This is a genomic window from Pseudomonas sp. VI4.1 (assembly GCF_002029345.1).
GTDB lineage: Bacteria > Pseudomonadota > Gammaproteobacteria > Pseudomonadales > Pseudomonadaceae > Aquipseudomonas.
Genome location: NZ_MULM01000161.1, coordinates 12,779 through 33,908, shown reverse-complemented (window position 1 = coordinate 33,908; position 21,130 = coordinate 12,779). Strand labels below are relative to the sequence as shown.

General features: G+C 63.1%; 15 protein-coding genes and 4 pseudogenes. 8 read left to right on the top strand and 11 right to left on the bottom strand.

All coding sequences use genetic code 11. The features are described from left to right. Positions 1 to 317 precede the first annotated feature (317 nt). A complete protein-coding gene (locus BZ163_RS18330) occupies positions 318 to 917 on the bottom strand; it encodes a helix-turn-helix domain-containing protein (protein WP_128872122.1) in 600 nt (199 codons plus the stop codon). 282 nt (positions 918 to 1,199) lie between these two features. Between BZ163_RS18330 and glnT the strand changes: the two genes are divergently transcribed. From glnT to BZ163_RS18305, 5 genes and pseudogenes are all read left to right on the top strand, one after another. Continuing rightward, a complete protein-coding gene (gene glnT, locus BZ163_RS18325) occupies positions 1,200 to 2,534 on the top strand; it encodes a type III glutamate--ammonia ligase (protein WP_128872085.1) in 1,335 nt (444 codons plus the stop codon). A gap of 72 nt (positions 2,535 to 2,606) precedes the next feature. Then, complete coding sequence (locus tag BZ163_RS18320) at positions 2,607 to 3,512, top strand: glutamine amidotransferase family protein (RefSeq protein ID WP_128872084.1); 906 nt, start codon at positions 2,607 to 2,609, stop codon at positions 3,510 to 3,512. Positions 3,513 to 3,523: 11 nt separating this feature from the next. Next, on the top strand, positions 3,524 to 4,207 hold the full coding sequence (locus BZ163_RS18315) for a protein glxC (RefSeq protein ID WP_128872083.1): 684 nt from the start codon (positions 3,524 to 3,526) through the stop codon (positions 4,205 to 4,207). Positions 4,208 to 4,227: 20 nt separating this feature from the next. Then, positions 4,228 to 5,566: pseudogene (locus BZ163_RS18310) on the top strand (FMN-binding glutamate synthase family protein). A gap of 177 nt (positions 5,567 to 5,743) precedes the next feature. After that, a complete protein-coding gene (locus BZ163_RS18305; RefSeq protein ID WP_128872082.1) occupies positions 5,744 to 7,069 on the top strand; it encodes an ammonium transporter in 1,326 nt (441 codons plus the stop codon). Positions 7,070 to 7,156: 87 nt separating this feature from the next. Here BZ163_RS18305 and BZ163_RS18300 read toward each other — a convergent pair whose 3' ends face one another. From BZ163_RS18300 to BZ163_RS18260, 10 genes and pseudogenes are all read right to left on the bottom strand, one after another. Beyond that, entirely contained in the window at positions 7,157 to 8,089 is a 933-nt protein-coding gene (locus BZ163_RS18300; protein ID WP_128872081.1) for a bifunctional 5,10-methylenetetrahydrofolate dehydrogenase/5,10-methenyltetrahydrofolate cyclohydrolase, read from the bottom strand. 87 nt (positions 8,090 to 8,176) lie between these two features. After that, positions 8,177 to 9,856: an APC family permease gene (locus BZ163_RS18295; RefSeq protein ID WP_128872080.1), complete on the bottom strand. Its 1,680-nt coding sequence runs from the start codon at positions 9,854 to 9,856 to the stop codon at positions 8,177 to 8,179. Positions 9,857 to 9,998: 142 nt separating this feature from the next. Continuing rightward, positions 9,999 to 12,339 (bottom strand): annotated as a pseudogene (locus BZ163_RS18290) (DUF1989 domain-containing protein). 15 nt (positions 12,340 to 12,354) lie between these two features. Next, positions 12,355 to 13,722, bottom strand: a complete 1,368-nt coding sequence (locus tag BZ163_RS18285; RefSeq protein WP_128872079.1) for an NAD(P)-binding domain-containing protein — start codon at positions 13,720 to 13,722, stop codon at positions 12,355 to 12,357. A gap of 39 nt (positions 13,723 to 13,761) precedes the next feature. Next, positions 13,762 to 14,628: a formyltetrahydrofolate deformylase gene (purU, locus tag BZ163_RS18280; RefSeq protein WP_128872078.1), complete on the bottom strand. Its 867-nt coding sequence runs from the start codon at positions 14,626 to 14,628 to the stop codon at positions 13,762 to 13,764. A 33-nt stretch (positions 14,629 to 14,661) separates the two neighbouring features. Then, positions 14,662 to 15,792, bottom strand: a complete 1,131-nt coding sequence (locus BZ163_RS18275; RefSeq protein ID WP_128872077.1) for an aminomethyltransferase family protein — start codon at positions 15,790 to 15,792, stop codon at positions 14,662 to 14,664. 34 nt (positions 15,793 to 15,826) lie between these two features. Beyond that, a pseudogene (locus tag BZ163_RS18270) lies at positions 15,827 to 16,839 on the bottom strand (DUF3445 domain-containing protein). A 9-nt stretch (positions 16,840 to 16,848) separates the two neighbouring features. Beyond that, positions 16,849 to 17,779, bottom strand: a pseudogene (locus tag BZ163_RS18265) (2Fe-2S iron-sulfur cluster-binding protein). Beyond that, positions 17,776 to 17,937: a hypothetical protein gene (locus BZ163_RS35760; RefSeq protein ID WP_256579067.1), complete on the bottom strand. Its 162-nt coding sequence runs from the start codon at positions 17,935 to 17,937 to the stop codon at positions 17,776 to 17,778. The pseudogene BZ163_RS18265 and the gene BZ163_RS35760 overlap by 4 nt, the downstream one beginning before the upstream one ends. After that, complete coding sequence (locus BZ163_RS18260; protein ID WP_256579066.1) at positions 17,922 to 18,287, bottom strand: hypothetical protein; 366 nt, start codon at positions 18,285 to 18,287, stop codon at positions 17,922 to 17,924. The genes BZ163_RS35760 and BZ163_RS18260 overlap by 16 nt, the downstream gene beginning before the upstream one ends. Before the next feature lie 226 nt (positions 18,288 to 18,513). Here BZ163_RS18260 and BZ163_RS18255 point away from each other — a divergent pair, with 226 nt between their 5' ends. The 3 genes from BZ163_RS18255 to BZ163_RS18245 are packed head-to-tail and all read left to right on the top strand — an operon-like array spanning position 18,514 to position 21,049. Then, on the top strand, positions 18,514 to 19,656 hold the full coding sequence (locus BZ163_RS18255) for an ATP-binding protein (protein WP_256579065.1): 1,143 nt from the start codon (positions 18,514 to 18,516) through the stop codon (positions 19,654 to 19,656). After that, on the top strand, positions 19,625 to 20,296 hold the full coding sequence (locus BZ163_RS18250; RefSeq protein ID WP_128872076.1) for a response regulator: 672 nt from the start codon (positions 19,625 to 19,627) through the stop codon (positions 20,294 to 20,296). The genes BZ163_RS18255 and BZ163_RS18250 overlap by 32 nt, the downstream gene beginning before the upstream one ends. Continuing rightward, a complete protein-coding gene (locus BZ163_RS18245) occupies positions 20,297 to 21,049 on the top strand; it encodes a PAS domain-containing protein (RefSeq protein WP_128872075.1) in 753 nt (250 codons plus the stop codon). The last annotated feature ends 81 nt before the right edge of the window (positions 21,050 to 21,130 follow it).

Here is a 21,130-nt window from a genome sequence, read left to right as displayed (position 1 = left end):
AGCTCATCGCATAGCGAAAAAAATGTCAGCGGACAGCAGGGCTCATCCTTGAGCGCGGTTTCTTGTAGGGAATAAATTATTCCTGTTGATGGCTTTATACGGGGGAAGGGGAGGTGGCGTCTAGGGGGTTTTGGAAAGTTTTTTAACTGGCAGGAATTTTATTGCGGATTTTCAGGGCGCACGCTTTCCCAATGTAGGAGCTGGCTTGCCAGCGAAGGCGCCCGTTCAGTTGATGAATATGTCGACTAATCCACCGCTTTCGCTGGCAAGCCAGCTCCTACAGGGGGCGGTGTGATACCGGGTGGGCGAGGACTACGTTATTCCTTGTCACTCCCGTAATTCATGATCGACAACATCCGGATCGGCACCCGCACCAACTCCTCGGGCCCATGGGGAATTTCCCCCTCGAACGTCAGGCTGTCCCCGGCCTCCATCCGATACAGCTGATTGCCATGCCGATAAATCAGCTCGCCTTCAAGCAGATGAAGAAACTCGGTCCCCGGATGCGAGAAGGTCGGGAACTCCTCGCTCGCGTCATCCATGCTGACCATATAGGCCTCGAAACTCTTCTTCGGCCCACGGGTGTGGTTGAGCAGATGGTAGGTATGACCTTTCTCAGTGCCACGGCGCACGACTTCCATCCCCTGGTCAGCCTTGACCAGCAACGCACTGCCATCCTGCTGGTCGTACTCGCTGAACAACTTCGACAGCGGCAGCCCCAGCACATCGCACAGCCGGCTCAGCGTCTCGAGGCTGGTAGACACCTGGGCGTTCTCGATCTTGCTCAACATGCCCTGGCTGATATCGGCAATCTTCGCCACATCGGACAATTTGAGGTCCTGGGCCTGGCGTTGGCGCTTGATCTGCAACCCCAGGTATTGCTCAAGCTTGAGACGCGGTGCGGTTTCGGTCGGCATAGTCATCAGTCCTGCACACTTTCCGTTCAGTAATATTAGTTTCGCACTGAGAAAGTGCAAATCATTGGCGCTCGGCGCCCATTCCGCTGGGCGTATTCCCATGGGGAAAAGAATTTTCCCATATATACAGTACAAAAGCGCCTTTCTCGACGTTTCAAAGGCGCAATCGCGAATCTGGCAAGGCCTTTGCATTCCTATTGGGAAACTAACTTTCTTTTTAGGAATAAAAAGACAGTCAAGGCCAATCCACAATGTTTTGCCTTTCGCGAGGAGTGACGAGCAATGTTGCCAGCAGAAACCCAGCGCATCATCGACAAGCACGGAATCAAGTACGTGCTTGCGCAGTTTGTGGATATTCATGGTGCGGCCAAGACCAAGTCGGTGCCGATTTGCGGGCTCAAGACCGTCGCCGAAGAAGGCGCGGGTTTTGCCGGGTTCGCGATCAGCGGCATGGGCATGGAGCCTCACGGTCCGGACTTCATGGCCCGCGGCGACTTGTCCACCCTGACCCCGGTACCCTGGCAGCCGGGTTACGGGCGGGTGGTGTGCGTGGGCCATGTCGACGGCCAACCCCATCCCTATGACAGCCGTTATGTATTGCAGCAACAAGTGCAACGCCTGGCAGAAAAGGGCTGGACCCTGAACACCGGCCTGGAGCCCGAATTCAACCTGATGCGCCGCGATGAACAGGGCAAGCTGCAACTGGTCGACCCCAGCGACAACCTGGACAAGCCTTGCTACGACTACAAAGGCCTGTCGCGCTCCCGGGTGTTCCTCGAGCGGCTGACCGAAGCCCTGCAGGCGGTGGATTTCGAGGTCTATCAAATCGACCACGAGGACGCCAACGGCCAGTTCGAAATCAACTACACCTACAGCGACGCCATGACCTCGGCGGATCGCTTCACCTTCTTTCGCATGGCCGCCGGTGAGATCGCCAATGACTTGGGCATGATCTGCTCGTTCATGCCCAAGCCCGATCCGAAACGCGCCGGCAACGGCATGCACTTTCACCTGTCGATCAGCAGTGCCGACAACAAGAACCTGTTCCATGACGCCAGCGATCCGAGCGGCATGGGGCTGTCGAAAATGGCCTATCACTTCGCCGCCGGTTTGCTTGCCCACGGCCCGGCGCTCTGTGCCTTTGCCGCGCCGACGGTCAACTCCTACAAGCGTCTGGTGGTGGGCAACTCGTTGTCCGGCGCGACCTGGGCCCCGGCCTTCATTGCCTTCGGCGCCAACAACCGTTCGGCGATGGTGCGGGTGCCTTATGGCCGCCTGGAGTTCCGCCTGCCGGACGCCGGTTGCAATCCCTATCTGGTCAGCGCCGCGATCATCGCCGCCGGCTTGGACGGCATCGACCGTCAGCTGGAAATCGACCACGTCTGCAATGAAAACCTCTACAGCCTGAGCCTGGAGCAGATCGCCGCGCGGGGCATCAAGACCTTGCCGCAATCGCTCAAGGAAGCGTGCGACGCCCTGGAAGCCGACCCGCTGTTCGCCGAAATGCTGGGCCCGCAGATCGTGGGCGAGTTCATCAAGCTCAAGCGCATGGAGTGGGTGGAATACAGCCGCCACGTCTCCGACTGGGAGATCCAGCGCTACACCGAATTTTTCTGACTCTGTGTTTTGACAACCATTCGGGCACCCGGCACGGCGTCGGGCGTTCACTGCCTCCGAAGGAGCGTTGATATGTGTGGAATCGTAGGTCTGTACCTGAAAAATCCGCAGCTGGAATCCCAGCTCGGCAAGCTCTTTGAACCGATGTTGCAGGCCATGACCGATCGTGGCCCGGACAGTGCCGGTTTCGCCATCTACGGCGATGAAGTGGCCGATGGCTGGGTCAAGCTGACCCTGCAGGCAACCACCGAAGGCTTCGATTGGAAAAGCCTGATGGGCGAACTGGAAGGGCGTCTCGGCTGTTCCCTGGACTGGTTCCAGAACGCCAGCGCCGCGGTGCTGAAGATCCATGCCGAAGAGGCACCGGTGCGTCTGGCCCTCGCTGAGCTGGCGCCAAGCGTGCGCATCATGAGCGCCGGGCAGAGTATCGAAATCCTCAAGGGCATGGGCTTGCCCCAGGAGATTTCCCAGCGCTTCGGCCTGGCCGGGATGAAGGGCAGCCACATTATCGGCCACACCCGCATGGCCACCGAGAGCGCGGTGACCATGGAAGGCAGCCACCCGTTTTCCACCGGCGCCGACCTGTGCCTGGTGCACAACGGTTCGTTGTCCAACCACTACCGCCTGCGCCAGGAACTCAAGCGCGAAGGCATTCATTTCGAGACCGACAACGACACCGAAGTGGCCGCCGGCTACCTGACCTGGCGCCTGCAGCAGGGCGATTCGCTGAAGGAAGCGCTGGATCATGCCCTGGAGGACCTCGACGGTTTCTTCACCTTCGCTATCGGCACCCGTAACGGTTTTGCGGTAATCCGCGATCCGATCGCCTGCAAGCCGGCGATCCTCGCCGAGACCGACGACTACGTCGCCATGGCCTCGGAATACCAGGCGCTGTCGAGCCTGCCGGGCATCGAACACGCCAGGATCTGGGAGCCGGCACCGGCCACCCTGTACATCTGGGAACGCGAGTCAGCTTAAGGAGCGCACACATGAAAACCATCGATCTTTCCACTGCCACCGTGCGTGATCTCAACCAGGCGCTGCACGACCAGGCCATCACCGTTGAAGACCGCGAGTGGGTTGTGACCCATTCGAACGGCAAGCACAACCTCGCGGTCGGGGTGAACCAGGCCGTGTCCATCGATATCCAGGGCCATGCCGGCTACTACTGCGCGGGCATGAACCAGAAGGCTTCGATCACCGTCCACGGCAATGTCGGCGTCGGTTGCGCCGAAAACATGATGTCCGGCTACGTCCGGGTCAAAGGCAGCGCCTCCCAGGCGGCCGGGGCCACGGCCCATGGCGGACTGCTGGTGATCGAAGGCGATGCCGGCGCCCGTTGCGGGATTTCCATGAAGGGCATCGACATCGTGGTCGGCGGCAGCATCGGCCACATGAGCTGCTTCATGGGGCAGGCCGGGCGCCTGGTGGTCTGTGGCGATGCCGGCGATGCCCTGGGCGATTCGTTGTACGAGACCCACATCTATGTCAAAGGCACGGTCGAGTCCCTGGGTTCCGATTGCGTCGAGAAAGAGATGCGCGCCGAGCACCTGGAAGAACTGCAAGTGTTGCTCAACCGTGCCGGTTTCGAGCACAAGGCGGCTGACTTCAGGCGCTATGGCTCGGCCCGTCAGTTGTACAACTTCAAAGTCGATAACGCGTCCGCGTACTGATCCGCGCGAGGAGAACAAATATGAACGACCCAATCAGTCAAAAAGCAGCCACTCCAGTACTGCGCGAGTCCGCCACCTTCGACCGCCTGACCATCCAGGAAATCCAGCGTGCCGCCGAGACCGGCATCTACGATATTCGCGGCGGCGGCACCAAGCGCAAGCTGCCGCATTTCGATGACTTGCTGCTGCTGGGCGCCAGCGTTTCGCGCTACCCGCTGGAAGGCTATCGGGAGAAGTGCGGCACGGATGTGATCCTCGGCAACCGCTTCGCCAAGAAGCCGATCCACCTGAAGATTCCGGTGACCATCGCCGGCATGAGCTTCGGTGCGTTGTCGGCCAATGCCAAGGAAGCCCTGGGCCGTGGCGCGACCATCGCCGGCACCAGCACCACCACCGGTGACGGCGGCATGACCCCGGAAGAGCGCGGCCAGTCCCAGCACCTGGTCTATCAGTACCTGGCCGTCGCGCTACGGCGTGAACCCGGACGATTTGCGCAAGGCGGACGCCATCGAGATCGTCCTGGGCCAGGGCGCCAAGCCCGGTGGCGGTGGCATGCTGCTGGGGATGAAAGTGACCGAACGTGTGGCGGGCATGCGTACGCTGCCGATCGGTGTCGACCAGCGTAGCGCCTGCCGTCATCCAGACTGGACCGGGCCGGATGACCTGGCGATCAAGATTGCCGAGTTGCGGGAAATCACCGATTGGGAAAAACCGATCTACGTGAAGATCGGCGCAAGCCGGCCTTACTACGACGTCAAGCTGGCGGTGAAGGCCGGGGCCGATGTGATCGTGCTCGATGGCATGCAAGGCGGGACGGCGGCGACCCAGGAGGTGTTCATCGAACACGTCGGCATCCCGATTTTGTCGGCCATCCCGCAAGCGGTACAGGCTTTGCAAGAGATGGGTATGCATCGCAAGGTTCAGCTGATCGTCTCCGGGGGTATCCGCAACGGTGCCGACGTGGCCAAGGCCATGGCACTGGGGGCGGATGCGGTGGCCATCGGCACGGCGGCGCTGATCGCCTTGGGCGATAACCATCCACGTCTGGACGAGGAACTGCAGAAGATCGGCTCGGGCGGCGGGCTTTTATGACGACTGGCAGAACGGCCGCGACCCGGCCGGGATCACCACCCAGGACCCAGAACTGTCCAAGCGCCTGGACCCGGTGGAAGGCGGCCGCCGCCTGGCCAATTACCTGCGGGTGATGGTGCTGGAAGCCCAGACCATGGCCCGGGCGTGCGGCAAGTCGCATCTGCATAACCTGGATCCGGAGGATCTGGTGGCGTTGACGGTGGAATCGGCGGCCATGGCCCGGGTACCGCTGGCGGGGACAGCTGGATTCCGGGGGCCGGTTACTGAGACCTGCGCCTGTAGGAGCCAGGCTTGCCGGCGAAGGCGCCCTCAAGATCGCCTTCGCCGCAAGCCTGGCTCCTACAGACGATGATGTTCAACTATTCGAAGAGACCACAACGGTCCGTCGCTTTGCCACTTGCTCACTGCCCGGCACTTCCCATTTCCTTTGCAGGAGCGTTGAACATGGTCAATCGTCCTTTGGGCAAATCCCTTCTCGGCGTGTTGATGGCCGGTGCACTCGTACCGCTCGCGCAGGCGGCCGATGCACCAACTTTGAACACCGGCAGCACCGCATGGATGGTCACCGCCACTGTGCTGGTGCTGTTCATGTGCCTGCCAGGCCTCGCGTTGTTCTACGGCGGCCTGGTGCGGGCGAAAAACATGCTCTCGCTGTTCACCCAGTGCTTCGGCATCGCCGGGCTGGTGGGGGTGCTGTGGGTGATGTATGGCTACAGCATGGTGGTCGACAGCTCCGGCATGGTCGAGGGGCAGGTGACGTTCAATAGTTTTGTCGGTGGCTTGAGTCGGGCCTTCCTGGCCGGCATGACCCCGGACAGCCTGGTCGGCGAAATACCGGAAGGGGTGTTCGTGACCTTCCAGATGACCTTCGCCATCATCACCCCGGCACTGATTGCGGGTGCGTTCGCCGAGCGCATGAAATTCTCGGCGGCGCTGCTGTTCATGGCGCTGTGGTTCACCCTGGTGTATGCCCCGGTGGCGCACATGGTCTGGGGGGGAGCGGGGGCCTTGATGCATAACTGGGGCGTGCTCGATTTTGCCGGGGGCACCGCGGTGCATATCAACGCAGGGGTCGCCGCGCTGGCCGCGTGCCTGATGCTTGGCAAGCGCAAGGGCTACCAGAACACGCCGATGCCGGCCCACAACCTCAGCCTGACCATGGCCGGCGCGGCGATGCTCTGGGTCGGTTGGTTCGGCTTCAATATCGGTTCCGGTGGCGGCCTCAGCGGCACCTCTGGCGTCGTCATGCTCAATACCCAGCTGGGTGCTTGCGCCGGGATTCTCGGCTGGATGTTCACCGAGTGGTTCAAGGTCGGCAAGCCGAGTGCCCTCGGCCTCGCCAGCGGTGCCCTGGCCGGTCTGGTAGGGATCACCCCGGCATGCGCCTATGTGGGCGTCGGGGGTGCATTGGCCATCGGTCTGTTGTGCGGGGTGTTCTGCTACCTGAGCGTCACCGTGCTCAAGCGCCGCTTCGGTTATGACGACAGCCTGGATGTATTCGGCTTGCACGGCATTGGCGGGATGATCGGCGCGGTGCTGACCGGGGTCTTCTGCGTGCCGTCCCTGGGCGGCCTGGTGGAAGGCGTGACCATGGGCGCCCAGGTCGTGGCGCAAATCAAGGGTGTGCTGATGACAACGGTGTATTGCTTTGTCATCAGCTGGATCATTCTCAAAGTGGTCAATGCGCTGGTCGGCTTGCGGGCCCATGAGTCGGTGGAGGACATGGGGCTGGACCTGGCTGAGCACAATGAGCGTGCTTACAACCATTGAGCATGATGGTTGATCGATATCTCGCTTGAGCTCGCGAAAAAACCCTGTCGTTGCCGGCAGGGTTTTTTTCCATGTACAGCGTCCAGCTCACCCCGACACCGGCACACTCACCACCTGCGGTCCGCCAAGCTGCACGGCACGCTGCAACTGGCTGGCGATCAAGGTGTTCTTCAGCAGATACGCAATCGTCATCGGCCCGACACCGCCCGGCACCGGCGTGATTGCACGGGCGACGGTGCGCGCGCTGGCGTAATCGACATCGCCCACCAGACGAGGGCCGGATTCGCCGGCAATCCGATTGATCCCGACATCGATCACCACGGCCCCGGGCTTGAGCCAACTGGCATCGATCAAATGCGGCCGACCCACCGCAGCAACCACGATGTCCGCCATACGGCACAGCGTCGGCGCATCGACGCTGCGCGAGTGCACCACGCTGACCGAGCAGTCGGCCTGCAGCAGCAGGGTGGCCATCGGCTTGCCGACGATGTTCGAGCGGCCGATGACCACCGCGTGCAAGCCGCTCAAGTCACCGCAGGTTTCACGCAGCAGCCGCATGCAGCCGCTGGGCGTGCAGGGCGTCAGCACTTCGATGCCTTGCACCAGGCCGCCGACGTTTTCCCGATGAAAACCGTCGACGTCCTTGATCGGGTGAATGGCATGGATCACCGCCTGCTCGTCGATATGCGCCGGCAAGGGCAATTGCACCAGGATGCCGTTCACCGAGGCGTCGGCGTTTAACTGTGCAATCAGCTCCAGCACCTCGTTCTGGCTGGCATTTTCCGCCAGGCGGTGCTCCAGGGATCGGATGCCGACCTCCTTGGCCCGTAGCAGTTTGTTGCGCACATAGACTTCGCTGGCCGGGTCTTCACCGACGAGCAGTACGGCCAGGGCCGGATAAATCTGTTCTTCGGCCAGGGCCAGGACTTCTTCCCGAACCTCGTCGAGAACCCGGGCGGAGATGGCTTTGCCGTCGATATCGCGGGCAAGTGCAGGGGGGGTGCTGATCAAAAGAGTCACCGTCGTCTTGATTGAAAAAGGGGCGAAATGATCATCGGGGCGTCGTTGCGCCCCGATGGTCTATCAGAGACCTGCAGGCAAGTGCGTTCAGGCTACCAGTTGATGGCAGCCGTACACCACCAGAACACCCGCGATCAGTGTGGCATAAGGCAACCAGCCGGCGCGTTTCTGACCGGCATCGGCCTGGATATACAGGTCGTTGAGCATCGCTTCAGGGAAGCGTCCGCGGTCCTGCACATAGTGGCGGTAGCAGAATACCGGCAGGATCAACAGCGCCAGCAGCAGGCCGGTCATCAGGGTTCCGGCGCCCCAGATATCGGCGCCCAGGCCCATGCAGGCCAGGTTGACGAAACTCAGTACACCGCCGGCCACCAGCAGCACGGTGGGGGCCTTGTACGGGCGTACCCAGTCCGGACGGTCCAGGCGATGGATCCAGCCGGCGTTGAGGTTGAGGAAGTTGAAGATGATGTAGCTGACGTTGGAGGCCGCGAGCACGAACACGTAGTCGGACATCAGTAACAGCAGCAGGTTGAACGACAGGTCGGTCCACATGGCGGCGGTCGGTGCCCCGTGTTCGTTGGTGCGGCCCAGGTATTTGGGCAGCCAGCCGTCCACCGACGCCTGGTACAGGGTGCGGGACGAGCCGGACATCGAGGTCATGATCGCCAGCAAGGTGGCAAGCACCAGCATGATCAGCACGATATTGGCCACCAGCTTGCCGCCGCCGATGCTGTCCGCCATGACCTGGCCGACACCCATGCCGCTGTAGATCGCCGGCGACAACAGGCCGCTGTAGACCGCCGGTGTGACCACCGCGCCGCTGGCGTCGAGCACCGCCGGTGTCACCAATTGGCCAAGACCGAGACTGCCCTGAAAGGCCAGGGGCACCAGGGTGAACACCAGGATGCACAACAGGCCGGCATAGAAGATCGCCTTGAAGGTGTCGCGCTTGGGGTCCTTGAATTCCCGGGTGTAGCACACCGCCGTTTCGAACCCGTAAGTCGACCACGCGGCCATGAACAGCCCGCCGGCCATCAGCGACCAGCCGGAAATGTCCCAGGTGCCGTCGATGACTTGCCCGGCCGCGTCATGGGCCAGGGGGTACAACGGCAGGAAGTTGGCCTGGGCCGCATCCCCGGTGAACAAGGGCACTACGCCCACCAGCAGCAAGGGAATCAGCGAGGTCACGCCGAGCACCAGGGTCAGGCGTGCCGAGCGCAGGATGCCGCCATGCTGCACGGCGAACACGGTCAGTAGGATCAGCAGGCCGATGGCGAAGGTCGCGTTGATCCGCAGCGACAGGCCGCTCTTGATCCAGCCCAGGTCGAGCAAGGTCAGTTGCCAGGTGTTGATCAGTGCATCGGCGGGAAACAGCGCGGTGAGGATGTAACCGGCCGCCAGCCCTGAACCGATCGACAGCACGGGCGACCAGGCCAGCCAGTTGCACCACACCGACACCGGTGCGATCAACTTGCTGTAACGCACCCAGGCGACGGCGCCATAGACCGAGGCACCGCCGGACTTGTGCGGGAACAGCCCGGCGATTTCGGCGTAGGTGAAAGCCTGGATAAAACCGAACAGGATCGACACGATCCAGACGATCCAGGCCGGTTTGCCGACCGTGGCGGCAATCGCGCCGATAGAGAACAGCACCAGGGCGGGCACGCCACTGGCGACCCAGAACGCCCCGCGCCAGTCGATCTTGCGCTGCAGGCTGCCCGTTGAACCGGCGGCCTGGGGTACGGCCTCGAACGTAGTCGCTTCCATCTTCGTATTCCCATGTTTGAGTAGAGCGAGTCCTGTAGGAGCCGGCTTGCCGGCGAAGGCGATGTAATGTTCGGAATCGCTTTCGCTGGCAAGCGCTCCTACAGGTGCGGGTATGGGCAGGAAACAGTGAGTGTGAAGCCGATCAACTGCGTACCCGGCTCTTGTCCGGGTCGTAGAAAATCTCGGCGGTGACCGTGGCGCTGATGCGCTTCTGCAGGCCGTCGACTTTGCCGATATCCAACACCGTGCCGACGTCGGCACAGGCCACGTCGACCCGGCACAACGCGATGTTGCTGGCCAGCAGTGGCGAGCGGCAGGCACTGGTGATGACCCCGACCTGGGCCCGACCGCGGTACACCGGGTCACCGTGGTGGGCGCCTTCATTGCCACTCAATTGCAGGCCCACCAGCTTGTGGGCCGGATGAGCGCTGCGCCGCAGCAGGGCCTCGCGACCGATGAAATCATCGGTCTTGCTCTTCAGCGGTACGCTGAAACCGATACCGGCCTCGAACGGATCGGTCTGGTCGCTGAACTCGTAGCCGGCAAAGATCAGCCCGGCTTCGATGCGCAGCATGTCCAGCGCTTCCAGGCCCAACGGCACCAGGCCAAAGGGTTGGCCCAGGGCCCAGATCCGGTCCCAGACTTGCCCGGCATCCTCGGGCTGGCACCACACTTCGTAACCCAGTTCGCCGGTGTACCCGGTGCGCGAGATCATCAGCGGGCAACCGTCGTAACCGTCCAGGCGACCCACCAGAAAACGGAACCAGCCCAGGCTTTCCAGGCTCGGCTGATCAGGCGCGGTCCAGACCATCTGCTTGAGCAGCTCACGACTCATCGGGCCTTGCACCGCGAGGTTGTGGATCTGTTCGCTGGCGGACTTGACCCAGACTTTCATGCCGAGCTTGTGCGCCTGCTCGCGCAGCCAGACCCCGGCGTAGTCTTCGCCGCAGATCCAGCGGAAATTGTCCGCGCCCAGGCGCAGCAAGGTGCCGTCGTCGAGCATGCCGCCGTGCTCGTGGCACATCGCCGAGTACACCACTTGCCCCACTGCCAGGCGCCGCACATCGCGGGTCAGGCAGTACTGCAGCAAGGCTTCGGCGTCGGGGCCGATGATTTCGAATTTGCGCAGGGCGGTCAGGTCCATCACCGCCACCCGTTCGCGGCAACCCAGGTATTCCTCGATCGCGCCATAGCCGTCATAACGCAATGGCAGCCACCAGTTGCGGTAGTCGACGAAACTGCCGGTCAAGGCGCGGGTGCGTGAGTGGAACGCGGACTCACGGGTAAGGATCGGGTCGGCATCGGCCGTGGTTCGAGTGCTCATGGCGATGGAAAAACGCTCCTTTTCGCTGTAGATGCGGACATGGATATCGCTCGGGTTCCAGCCATTGGCCGGGTCGATGTCATCCGGGCACGAGGTGCTGGCGCACAGCAGGTCGGTCATGGCCCGCAGCAGCACGTAATCGCCTGGACGCGACCAGGGTTCATCCAGGGTCATCTGCTGGTGCGCGTCGATCCCGGTATTGAAGAAGAAGTTGATCGCCGGCCAGCCATTACGGGCCTTCACCCCATGGGGCGAAAGCACCTGGCTGAGGTTGTCGCTGCAGTTGTCGTGCCCGAAGTAGCCATGGCTCTCGTAGTAGCGTGCGGCGCAGGCCAGGGCGAAGGAATCGTGGCGGCCGACGGTGTCACGCACCACCTCGAGCATCGGTTGCATCTGCCGGTCGAAGAATTTCGAAAACAGACCCGGTGCCGGGTAGGCGCTGCCGTTCAGCGTGCGGGTGACGGTCTGGTCCAGGTCCAGCTCCAGGCCGCGATCCAGTGCCCGTCGATCCAGGGCAACGAAGTCGGAACACTGGCGCCCGGCGACATCCAGCACCTGCACATACTGACCTTCGCCGACGGTGTAACTGTGGGCGGTGCCGGCACCGAGGGTGAACTCGTCGAGTAGCTCGCCCAAGGGTTCGGGCAACGCGGGGAGCAGCAGCGGCGAGGGATTGGCCCGAGTCACCCATAACCTGAGTTCGCTGGGCCGGTATTGCCGGTCGACGGCGGTCGGTCCGGCGGGTGCCGCGACGATCACGAGTAGCTCATCGTCGCGACGAAGCGGCGACTGAAATCGGCGGGGCTGTCCTCGTCCCAGAGTGAGGCGGCGCTGGGCAGGTGTCGTGGATCAATCGCGCGTCGGATCAGCGCATCGCCAATGCGGCGCGACTGCAAGGTCGGTTCGGCGAGCCGTGCGCCGATAAACCCGCAGGCCGTCGAACCGCTTAGCGCCCAGGCGGCCAGGGCGCTGCGCCCGAGCCTGTCCATGGCCAGCAAATGGCAAGGTTGTCGGCCTTCGAGGTCGATCACTTGCAGGCTGTCGCCGGGCTGCAGCGCGACAGAGTCAGGCCGCCGGCGGCCACCCGATAGCGCTCCAGGGCCGGGGCCCGGGCAAAGAGTCCGGGCTCCCGCGGGCGGGAAACACGAGGTGCGTTCATGGCGAGGCTCCCGGGTCAACCGATCGACTTGACGGACATCGGCGGTCCGGCGAGGTACGCCGCCATGGAGTCGTCAAGGGCATGCAGCCAAGGCGTGTGGTGGGGCGGCGACTGGGTGCCGGTCATCAGCGAGCGATAGGACTTGTCGCGGTAACCCATGATGTCGTGGGCCTTGTCGTGCTTCCAGTGCAGGAAGGTGTCGTTGACCGCGGCGATATCGAAGTTCGGGTAATCGGTGGCGTCCACCAGCTGCTGGATGTAGGCGCCCTGGAATTCAAACATTTGCTGGTTGGTTTCCAGTGTCTGTTCCCGTGCGTGCCAGTGCAGGCTGTCGGCGATCATCTCGGCCTGGCTCGGCAGCTGGAGGCGTCCGAGGATCACGTCGCGGGCGTACCAGGCCTGGGCGTCGAACATGTTGAACGAGTACCACTGGTCCTGCATGCCGAGGTAGATCAGTTGCGGGTTGGGCTCCCAGAAAATGCCCTTGTACAGGTTCATCGGCCATAGCCGGTTGTCGGTCTTGAGGCACAGTTCGTCCGGCAGGAAGGGGAAGTGGTGTTTGTAGCCGGTGCACAGGATCACCGCATCGATGTGCTTGTGGGTGCCGTCGATAAAGTACGCGCGGTTTTTTTCCAGGCGCTGCAACAGCGGTTTTTCTTCCCAGTTGGCGGGCCAGTCATAGCCCATGGGGGCGGTGCGGTAGCAGCTGGTGATGCTGCGGGCGCCATACTTGTAGCACTGCGAGCCGATGTCTTCGGCGGAATAGCTGCTGCCGACGATCAGCAGGTCCTTGCCCTTGAACTCCAGTGCTTCGCGGAAATCATGGGCGTGCAGGATGCGTCCGCCGAACTGCTCGAATCCGGGGAAGTACGGCATCTTCGGCGTCGAAAAGTGCCCGCAGGCGTTGATCACATAGTCGAACTCTTCCGAGGTTCGGGTATCGCTGCCGTGGTCGTGGGCAACCACCGTGAAGCGGCGAGTCTCTTCGTCAAAGGTGACCTGGCGCACCACATTGTTGAAACGGATGTAGTCGCGAACCCCGGCTTTTTCGACGCGGCCCTTGATGTAGTCCCACAGCACCTCCCGGGGCGGGTAGGAGCCGATGGGGCGACCGAAATGTTCTTCGAAGGTGTAGTCGGCGAACTCCAGGCATTCCTTCGGGCCGTTCGACCACAAATAGCGGTACATGCTGCCGTGCACCGGTTCGCCGTGTTCATCCAGGCCGGTGCGCCAGGTGTAATTCCACATGCCACCCCAGTCTTGCTGTTTTTCATAGCAGACCAGTTCCGGGATGGGCGTTCCCTGGTCCCTGGTCGATTGAAATGCCCGCAGTTGAGCCATGCCGCAAGGGCCGGCGCCGATGATTGCTACGCGTGTGGTCATGGTCGTTTCTCGTGGCTGTGAATCGGAAAAAAGGCTCGCTCAGCGAAAAATCACCGTCTTGTCCTGGTTGATGAACACCCGGTGTTCCAGGTGGTATTTCAGGGCTTTGGAAAGCGCCACGGTTTCGGTGTCGCGGCCGATGGCAACCAGCGAATCGGGCAGGTGCGTGTGGTCGACGCGCTGGATTTCCTGCTCGATGATCGGCCCCTCGTCGAGGTCCGAGGTGACGTAGTGGGCGGTGGCGCCGATCAGTTTCACGCCGCGGTCGTAGGCCTGGTGATAGGGCTTGGCCCCCTTGAAGCCGGGCAGGAACGAGTGATGGATGTTGATCGCCCGCCCGGACAACTGCTGGCACAAACCATCGGAGAGAATCTGCATATAGCGGGCGAGCACCACCAGGTCGGTCCGGGTGTCCTCGACGATGCGCATCAATTCGGCTTCCTGGCCGGCCTTGCTGTCCTTGGTGATCGGCAGGTAGATGAAGCGGATACCTTCGCGTTCGGCCATGGCGCGCAGGTCCAGGTGATTGGAGACCACGGCGGTGATGTGCATGTCCATCTCGCCCTTGCGATGGCGGTACAGCAGGTCGGTCAGGCAATGGTCGAACTTGCTGACCATCAGCAGCACCCGGGTCGGCTGGCTGCTGCAGAACAGTTGCCACTGCATGTCGAAGCCGCCGGCCATGTCCCCCAGGTCTTCGCGCAGGGCACCGATATCGCCGGTCACGCCAGTGTTGAAGCGGAACACCGCGCGCATGAAAAACTGCCCGGTGAACTCGTCGTCGAATTGCGCCAGTTCGCTGATGTAGCACTGCTGCCGGGCCAGGCATGTGGTGATCGCGGCGACGATGCCGGACGCTGCCGGGCAGTTGATCTTGAGGATGTAATGTTCGTTGGAGGTGTCCATTGAAGGTTCCCTGATTGCAAGTGAAGGGGCGGCTCAGCCCTTGGCTGTGCGCTTGGTTTTTTCCGGGTCGTCGAAGGGCAGGGCGTGGGTCACGGCGGCGCTTTCCAGGCTGCCGCGCACCTGCAGGGCTATGCCGGGAAGCGCGCAGGCAAGGCTCATCCGGGCGATGGCCATGGAGCGTTTGCTCAGGCGCGAATACATGCCGCAGGTGATCACCCCGACTTGCCGGTCGCCCTGCCACAGGGTGTCGCCGGCTTCGGCGGCGCGTACGCCGTCGAGCAACACGCCGGTGATCCTGAAGCGCTCCTGGCCGCGCAGGCGAAAGTGCTCCTCGGCGCCGCGGAATTCGCGCTTGTCCGGGGAGACGGTGAAATCCAGGCCCATTTCCCACAGGGTGTCGCCGGCCTTCTGGTCGGCGAAGGGGTACATCTGCGAGTTGTCGTAGGGGAAGAACATCAGCGAACTTTCCACCCGCAACCAGTCCAGGGCGGTGAAGGCGCACGGGATGATGCCAAGGCTCGCGCCCTGTTCGAGGATGCTGTCCCACAGCGCCGGGGCATCGGCGGCCTTGCAGAAAATTTCGTAGCCGCGCTCGCCGGTGTAGCCGGTGCGCGAGATCATCACCGGGCGGTCGAACAGGCGGGTTTGCAGGTGATGGAAATAGGGCAGCTGACGGATCCCGGGGACGTGCTCGGCGAGAAAATCCACCGCCAGCGGGCCTTGCAGCGACAGGTCGTGCAGGTCGTCGTCGAACAGCACGGCCACCTGGCGACCCTGGGCTGAACGCACCAGCATTTCGTGACCGCTTCCGGCCCCGTGCACCACCATGAACGCGTTGGGCCCGGTGCGATAGACGATGCAGTCATCGACGAACTTGCCGTCCTCGTCGAGCATCGAGGCGTACACCGACTTGCCGGGGTACAGCTTGGCGATGTCGCGGGTGGTGGCCCATTGCAGCAGGCTCTCGGCATGGGGGCCGACGTAGTGGACTTTCTTCAGCCCGGACACATCCATCAGCCCGGCGCGGGTGCGGATCGCCTGATGGTGATCGGCAAGATCGCTGCTGTAGGTCCAGGCCGTGCCCATGCCGTTCCAGTCTTCGAGGTTCGAGCCGAGTGCGCGGTGCCGTTCGGCCAATGCGGAAATACGCCATGAGTGAGCCATGTGAGGATCCTTGTCGAAAAAAAATGGGTGGGGGTCAGGCCTGGTCGAAGCGGCTCAGCCACTCGACCAGGGTCGCTCGGTAACGGCTCATACCCTTGTAGTCGGCGATCGGCTCGGGCAGGTCGCGCAGCACACGGTGCAGGCGGCAGCCCCAGCCGGGCTGGGTGACCAGCTCGTCCATGCTGATCAGGTAGGTGCGGATGCTGAACATCACCGCATTGCTGCGCGGCAGGCGGGCCATCACTTGCAACTCGACCCGCAGATGCACCTGTTGCCCGACGTTTTCGGCGGTGATGCGGCCGCGGTCGGCGCCCCATTCATGGAAGGTCTCGGGGGAAGAATCCAGGCGCGGGTTGATGGTCAGCGTCCAGTCAGGCGCCGTACCGGCTGCCCCGCCTGCAGGTTGAGCAGGTACTTCAGCGCGCGGTCGAACACACCCATCTGGTGGGCCATCGGTACCGGCGAATGCCACTGCTTGAAACTCATGCCGGCGTCGAAGGCCAGTGACCAGTCGGCCGGGCAGGTGACCAGCCCGGCGTCCATGTACAGATCGCCGTCGCGTTGATCGAGCAGGGCGAAATCCCCCTGCACCTGGCGGCCGATGAACTCCAGCGGCTCGCAGGGCAGGCTCGTGGCATCACCGAACACGAAGCGCTGATCGATATCCAGCAGCTGGTTGCGCCAGTGCCAGTCGTCACCCACACGCTCAAGGCTGAACCATTGCGGATAGTCGGCGGCGAGGTGTTCCATGAGCATCTGCAGTGCATCCCAGGCGGCTACCTGCATGTGCGGCATCACCAGGTAGCGGCGCGGGTCCTTGTCCAGCACCAGGGCGCGCTCGGCCATTTCCGAACGGTAATGTTCGTCGATGTCGAAGCCGTGCTGGTAAACCGAGCCGGGATCCCGGGACGTTGCCGGCTCGATGTTCACCGAGTACAGGTAGCTGTCCTCGGTGAAGGGGAATGGGAAACGGCGGATGGCCGTGGGGCTGTTGCGAAAACTGAAGTCGTCTCGATAGCTCTGCACGGGGGTTGCTTGAATGGTCATGGTCGACTCCTAAAGATCCAGCGAAACGCATTGGCCGCGGCCACGAGAGACACAGGGCATGAGAAAGCCGTCCTGTTCAGCGGGGCTGAGGAAGTTGTCGCGGTGTTCGATGTCGCCGCCCCGGTGGCGGGTCATGCATTGGCCGCAGACGCCGCCACGGCACAGGTTGGGGATCTGCAGGCCGGTCGATTCCAGGGCTTCGAGCAGGCTTTGTTCAGCCCCGACCCGCAGGCGGCGGCCGCTGCGCAGCAGTTCGACGTCGAAGGCCTGACCCGGCTGTGCGCCATTGAAGGCTTCCCAATGCACCCTCCCGGGAGGCCAGCCGAGGGCCGTGGCCTGTTGCCGTACCGCGTCGAGCAACGGTGGCGGGCCGCAGGTGTACACATGGCTGCCCAGCGGCCGGTCGCGCAGGATCCGGCTCAGGTCCGGGCGACTGGCGTAGGTGTGCAATCGCGAACCCAGTCGCTGTTGCAACTGATCGACGGTAGGCATCGCTCAGCCCGGGGCGATACAGGTAGTGCAATTCGAAGTGGGCCTGGCGTTGTTCCAGGGCCGCGATGTAGGCCATGAACGGTGTGATGCCAATGCCCCCGGCGATCAGGATGTGCAGGCTGGCGGTCGAGTGCAGGGCGAACAGATTGGCCGGCGGCGAGATCTGCAGCCTGTCGCCGACCCGGACCTGGCGATGCAGGTAGTGCGAGCCGCCGCGGGAGACGTCCTGCAGGCGTACGGCAATGCGGTAGAGCTGGCTGTGCGCCGGGTCGCCGGTCAGTGAATAGGCATTGCGAACATTGCCCGCCGCCAGCGGCAGGTGAACCTGCACATGACTGCCGGGGGAAAAACCTGGCAAGGGTCCGGCGCATGATTGCAGGGTGAACTCGCGCACCACCGGGCTGAGCATTCTCGCCGCGCTGACCTGCACCTCGAGGACCGCGCTCATGGCCGGGCTCCGGCGTAAGGCTGGTCGGGGTTGGTGCAGACGCCCAGGTATGCCCCCAGGCGCCTGGAAAAGTGCTCGCGCACTTCCAGCCCGACCGCGCAACCGATGCAGGTCAACAGCGGCTCCGGCCCGGCAGCCTGGGTCAGGCCGCAGTGCACGCAATACACCAGGCGCGGGCGGCAAGCGTGCGGATGATGTCGATCTCATCATCTTCCAGCCCGACGCTGCGGGCCTCGCCATGGATCCGCCAGATAAAGGCCTCGTCGCCCATGATGTAGAGCTGGCTGCCGACGGTGGCACTGCCCAGCATCTGCTGCAGGCGCGGGGTGAAGTCGGCGTTCTCGCCATTGAGCACCAGGGGCTGTTCAAGGGCGCCGACAACGGGGGCGCAGGCCGCCGCCGATTGCATGACCACAAGGTGCCGGGTGGCGGTATCGCGGGGCAGTGGCTGGCGATAGCGCGGGAGGCTGTGAAGTCGGTCCGGGGCGGCGCTGTGTCTATCCGTCATGTGGGCTTTCCTGGCTGATCCGCGCCTGTCGAAAGGCGAGAAAGGTGGCGTTGGACAGAGAATTTGTTTCCTGTTGGGGAAGATACTTTCCTATGGGGAAAATCTTCTCAATCCGGAAAAAGGGCTATGTCTTTGGAGATAAGCCGTGCGCGACACCGGTTCGGGGCATGGAAGTTGCTGGTCTCCCGGTTCAGGGCTGAGCAGCCGGACGGGGGAGTTATCGAGAGTGCGAACACGACCGCAGTGGTGGCCGCTCTGGTGGGGGCGTATCCGCCCCGATCAGGCACGCAGCGTGCGCAGGTTGTTGGCCGGGTTGCCCCTGAGCCAAATGCACGCTGACGTGCTGGCGACTTTTCTGGACCGTTTCGACGCACTGCTGCCCGGCTGCAGACTGAATCTGATCCTGGGCGGCGAAGACCTGGGGCCGGCACGGCGTGCATCGCTTGAGGGCTGTAGGGGCGTGGAACGCTGTCCCTGGCGTGACGGGGCACTGACGGATACGGCTCAAGTCTGTGGCCCTTGCCGGCAGCGGGGCGTGCATCGCCTGCTGTGTGCCTTTTCGCCCAGTGACGATTCGGGCAACGGGGTGTTGCTGCTCGATAGCCCACGACCGGTTCACGCCAGCTGGCGCCCCTTGCTGGAGGAGGCGGCGCAGGCGGTCGGCGTCACGGTACGCTTGCGTTGCCACAGCCGTGAGCAACAGCGCAAACAGGCCACGTTCCAGCACGGTGCCCTGGCCCGTGAACTGCACGATTCGGTGGCGCAGCAGTTGGGTTACCTGGCGTTCCAGGCGCACTTGCTGCGCACGCAACCGGGCACGCCTGCGCACGCTACTGCCGTGTTGCAGGAATTGTGCGGCGGCCTGAGCCAGCTGCAACGCCAGGTGCGCGAGCTGATCACCAGCGCGCGCCTGACCATGGACGGGCGCTCGCTGCGTCAGGCCCTGGCCGACTCCGTCGCCGAGTTCTCGCGGCGCTGCATCATCGTTTTCGAACTGGACAATCGCCTCGCCGACGATGCCTTGGGCCCGGAAACCGAACTGCAGATTTTGCAGATCATTCGCGAGGCACTGGCCAACGCGGTGCGCCATTCCCATGCGAGGCATGTGCGCATCGAATTGCGGCAAAGCCAGGACGGCGATATCGCGGTATCCGTGGAGGATGACGGCATCGGCCTGAGCCCGGCGTCGGGGGAGGACAACCATTTCGGCCTGGCGATTATCCGCGAGCGCGCCGCGAGCATCGGCGCCCGGCTGACCATTGAAGCGATCCGCCCGCACGGGGTTCGCGTACACCTTGGCCTTTGCCACCACCAGGACCAGCCACAGGGGAGTTTCGATGGACTGCACGACCTTATTACTGATCGATGATCACCCGCTGTTTCGCAAGGGCCTGGCGCAGCTGTTCGGCGCCAGCGATGACTTCGAAGTGGTGGGGCAGGCCGCCAGTGGCCGCGAAGGCATCAACCTGGCCGTGAGCCTGGCGCCGCAGCAGGTGCTGCTGGATCTGCACATGCCTGGCTTGAGCGGCTTGCAGGTGCTCGATGAACTGCGGCAGTTGCGCCTCGATTGCCAGGTGGTGGTGCTCACCGCGTCGATGGATCGCGCCGAGCTGTTGACGGCCCTGCGCCTGGGGGCCAGCGGCTATGTGCTCAAGGAGACCGAGCCCGATGCGTTGTTGGCCTACATGCGCAACTGCCACAAGGGCGCGATCGTCCTGGATTCGACCCTGGTGGCCCTGCTGGCCGATCAACGCGAGTCGGCGCACCGGCCGGCACAGGATCCGGATCCGCTGGACACCGGCAACCTGACCGAACGCGAGGGCCAGACCCTGGCCCTGATCGCAGCCGGCATGAGCAATAAACAGATCGCCCGGGAACTGGGGATCAGCGATGGCACGGTCAAGATCTATGTGCGCAATCTGTTGCAGAAGCTTGGCCTGCACTCGCGCCTGGAGCTGGCGGCGTGGGTCCACAACGGCGCGTCCGTGCGACACGAGGAGCGGCATTAGATGATGGATCAGCCTGAGGCATGTGTGCAGGCATCGTCCTTGCACCTGATGGATCGCTTTCCGGCGGCGCTGCTGGAACTGCGGGATAACGGGCAGATCGCCCACTTCAACCTGGCCTGGGTTCGAGCTGATGGATCGGCCGGGCCGGAGCGTAATCTCGTCGATTACGTGCACCACGAAGACCGTTCATTGTGGCGCCAGGCCCTGCATGAACTGCGCCGGCGCCCCGAGACCTGCTTCAACCAGCGGCTGCGCTTCGTCCACCCTTCGGGGGAACTGCGCTGGTTCGACGTCAGCCTCAGGCGCGGCGCTCAAGGTTTCTATCTGGTGGCCGGGGACATTACCGCGCACAAACGCCGCGAGATCGCCTTGCAGGCCAGCCAGCGCAGCAGCATGAGCCTGCTGGACAGCATGCCCGGGCTGATCTACCGCGGCCGCAACAACCGCGACTGGACCATGGAATTCGTCAGTGCCGGCTGCCTGCAACTGACCGGCTATCCCCCAGAGCGGCTGGTGGACAACCATGAGTTCACCTACAACAGCCTGATCCTGGCGCAGGATGCCGATTACGTCTGGCGCGAGGTGCAATATGCCTTGTCGCGACAGGAACCGTTCGAACTCGATTACCGGATTCGTTGCGCCGATCAGTCGATCAAGCATGTCTGGGAAAAAGGTGTCGGGATCTATGCCGACACCCGGGAAGTGCTGGGTATCGAAGGCGCGATTTTCGAACGCAGCACTCGCCTCCAGTGACGAGTGCGGCTTGCCCCCTGGCGACAGGGGGCCGCGGGCCTCAGGTTGCGTGGTGGGCATTGCACCCGGTGTGGTAGATGT

Coding starts and splice junctions, on each gene's coding strand:
- BZ163_RS18330 (WP_128872122.1), bottom strand. CDS start 917: ATGCCGACCGAAACCGCACCGCGTCTCAAGCTTGAGCAATACCTGGGG.
- glnT (WP_128872085.1), top strand. CDS start 1,200: ATGTTGCCAGCAGAAACCCAGCGCATCATCGACAAGCACGGAATCAAG.
- BZ163_RS18320 (WP_128872084.1), top strand. CDS start 2,607: ATGTGTGGAATCGTAGGTCTGTACCTGAAAAATCCGCAGCTGGAATCC.
- BZ163_RS18315 (WP_128872083.1), top strand. CDS start 3,524: ATGAAAACCATCGATCTTTCCACTGCCACCGTGCGTGATCTCAACCAG.
- BZ163_RS18305 (WP_128872082.1), top strand. CDS start 5,744: ATGGTCAATCGTCCTTTGGGCAAATCCCTTCTCGGCGTGTTGATGGCC.
- BZ163_RS18295 (WP_128872080.1), bottom strand. CDS start 9,856: ATGGAAGCGACTACGTTCGAGGCCGTACCCCAGGCCGCCGGTTCAACG.
- BZ163_RS18285 (WP_128872079.1), bottom strand. CDS start 13,722: ATGACCACACGCGTAGCAATCATCGGCGCCGGCCCTTGCGGCATGGCT.
- purU (WP_128872078.1), bottom strand. CDS start 14,628: ATGGACACCTCCAACGAACATTACATCCTCAAGATCAACTGCCCGGCA.
- BZ163_RS18275 (WP_128872077.1), bottom strand. CDS start 15,792: ATGGCTCACTCATGGCGTATTTCCGCATTGGCCGAACGGCACCGCGCA.
- BZ163_RS18260 (WP_256579066.1), bottom strand. CDS start 18,287: ATGACGGATAGACACAGCGCCGCCCCGGACCGACTTCACAGCCTCCCG.
- BZ163_RS18250 (WP_128872076.1), top strand. CDS start 19,625: ATGGACTGCACGACCTTATTACTGATCGATGATCACCCGCTGTTTCGC.
- BZ163_RS18245 (WP_128872075.1), top strand. CDS start 20,297: ATGATGGATCAGCCTGAGGCATGTGTGCAGGCATCGTCCTTGCACCTG.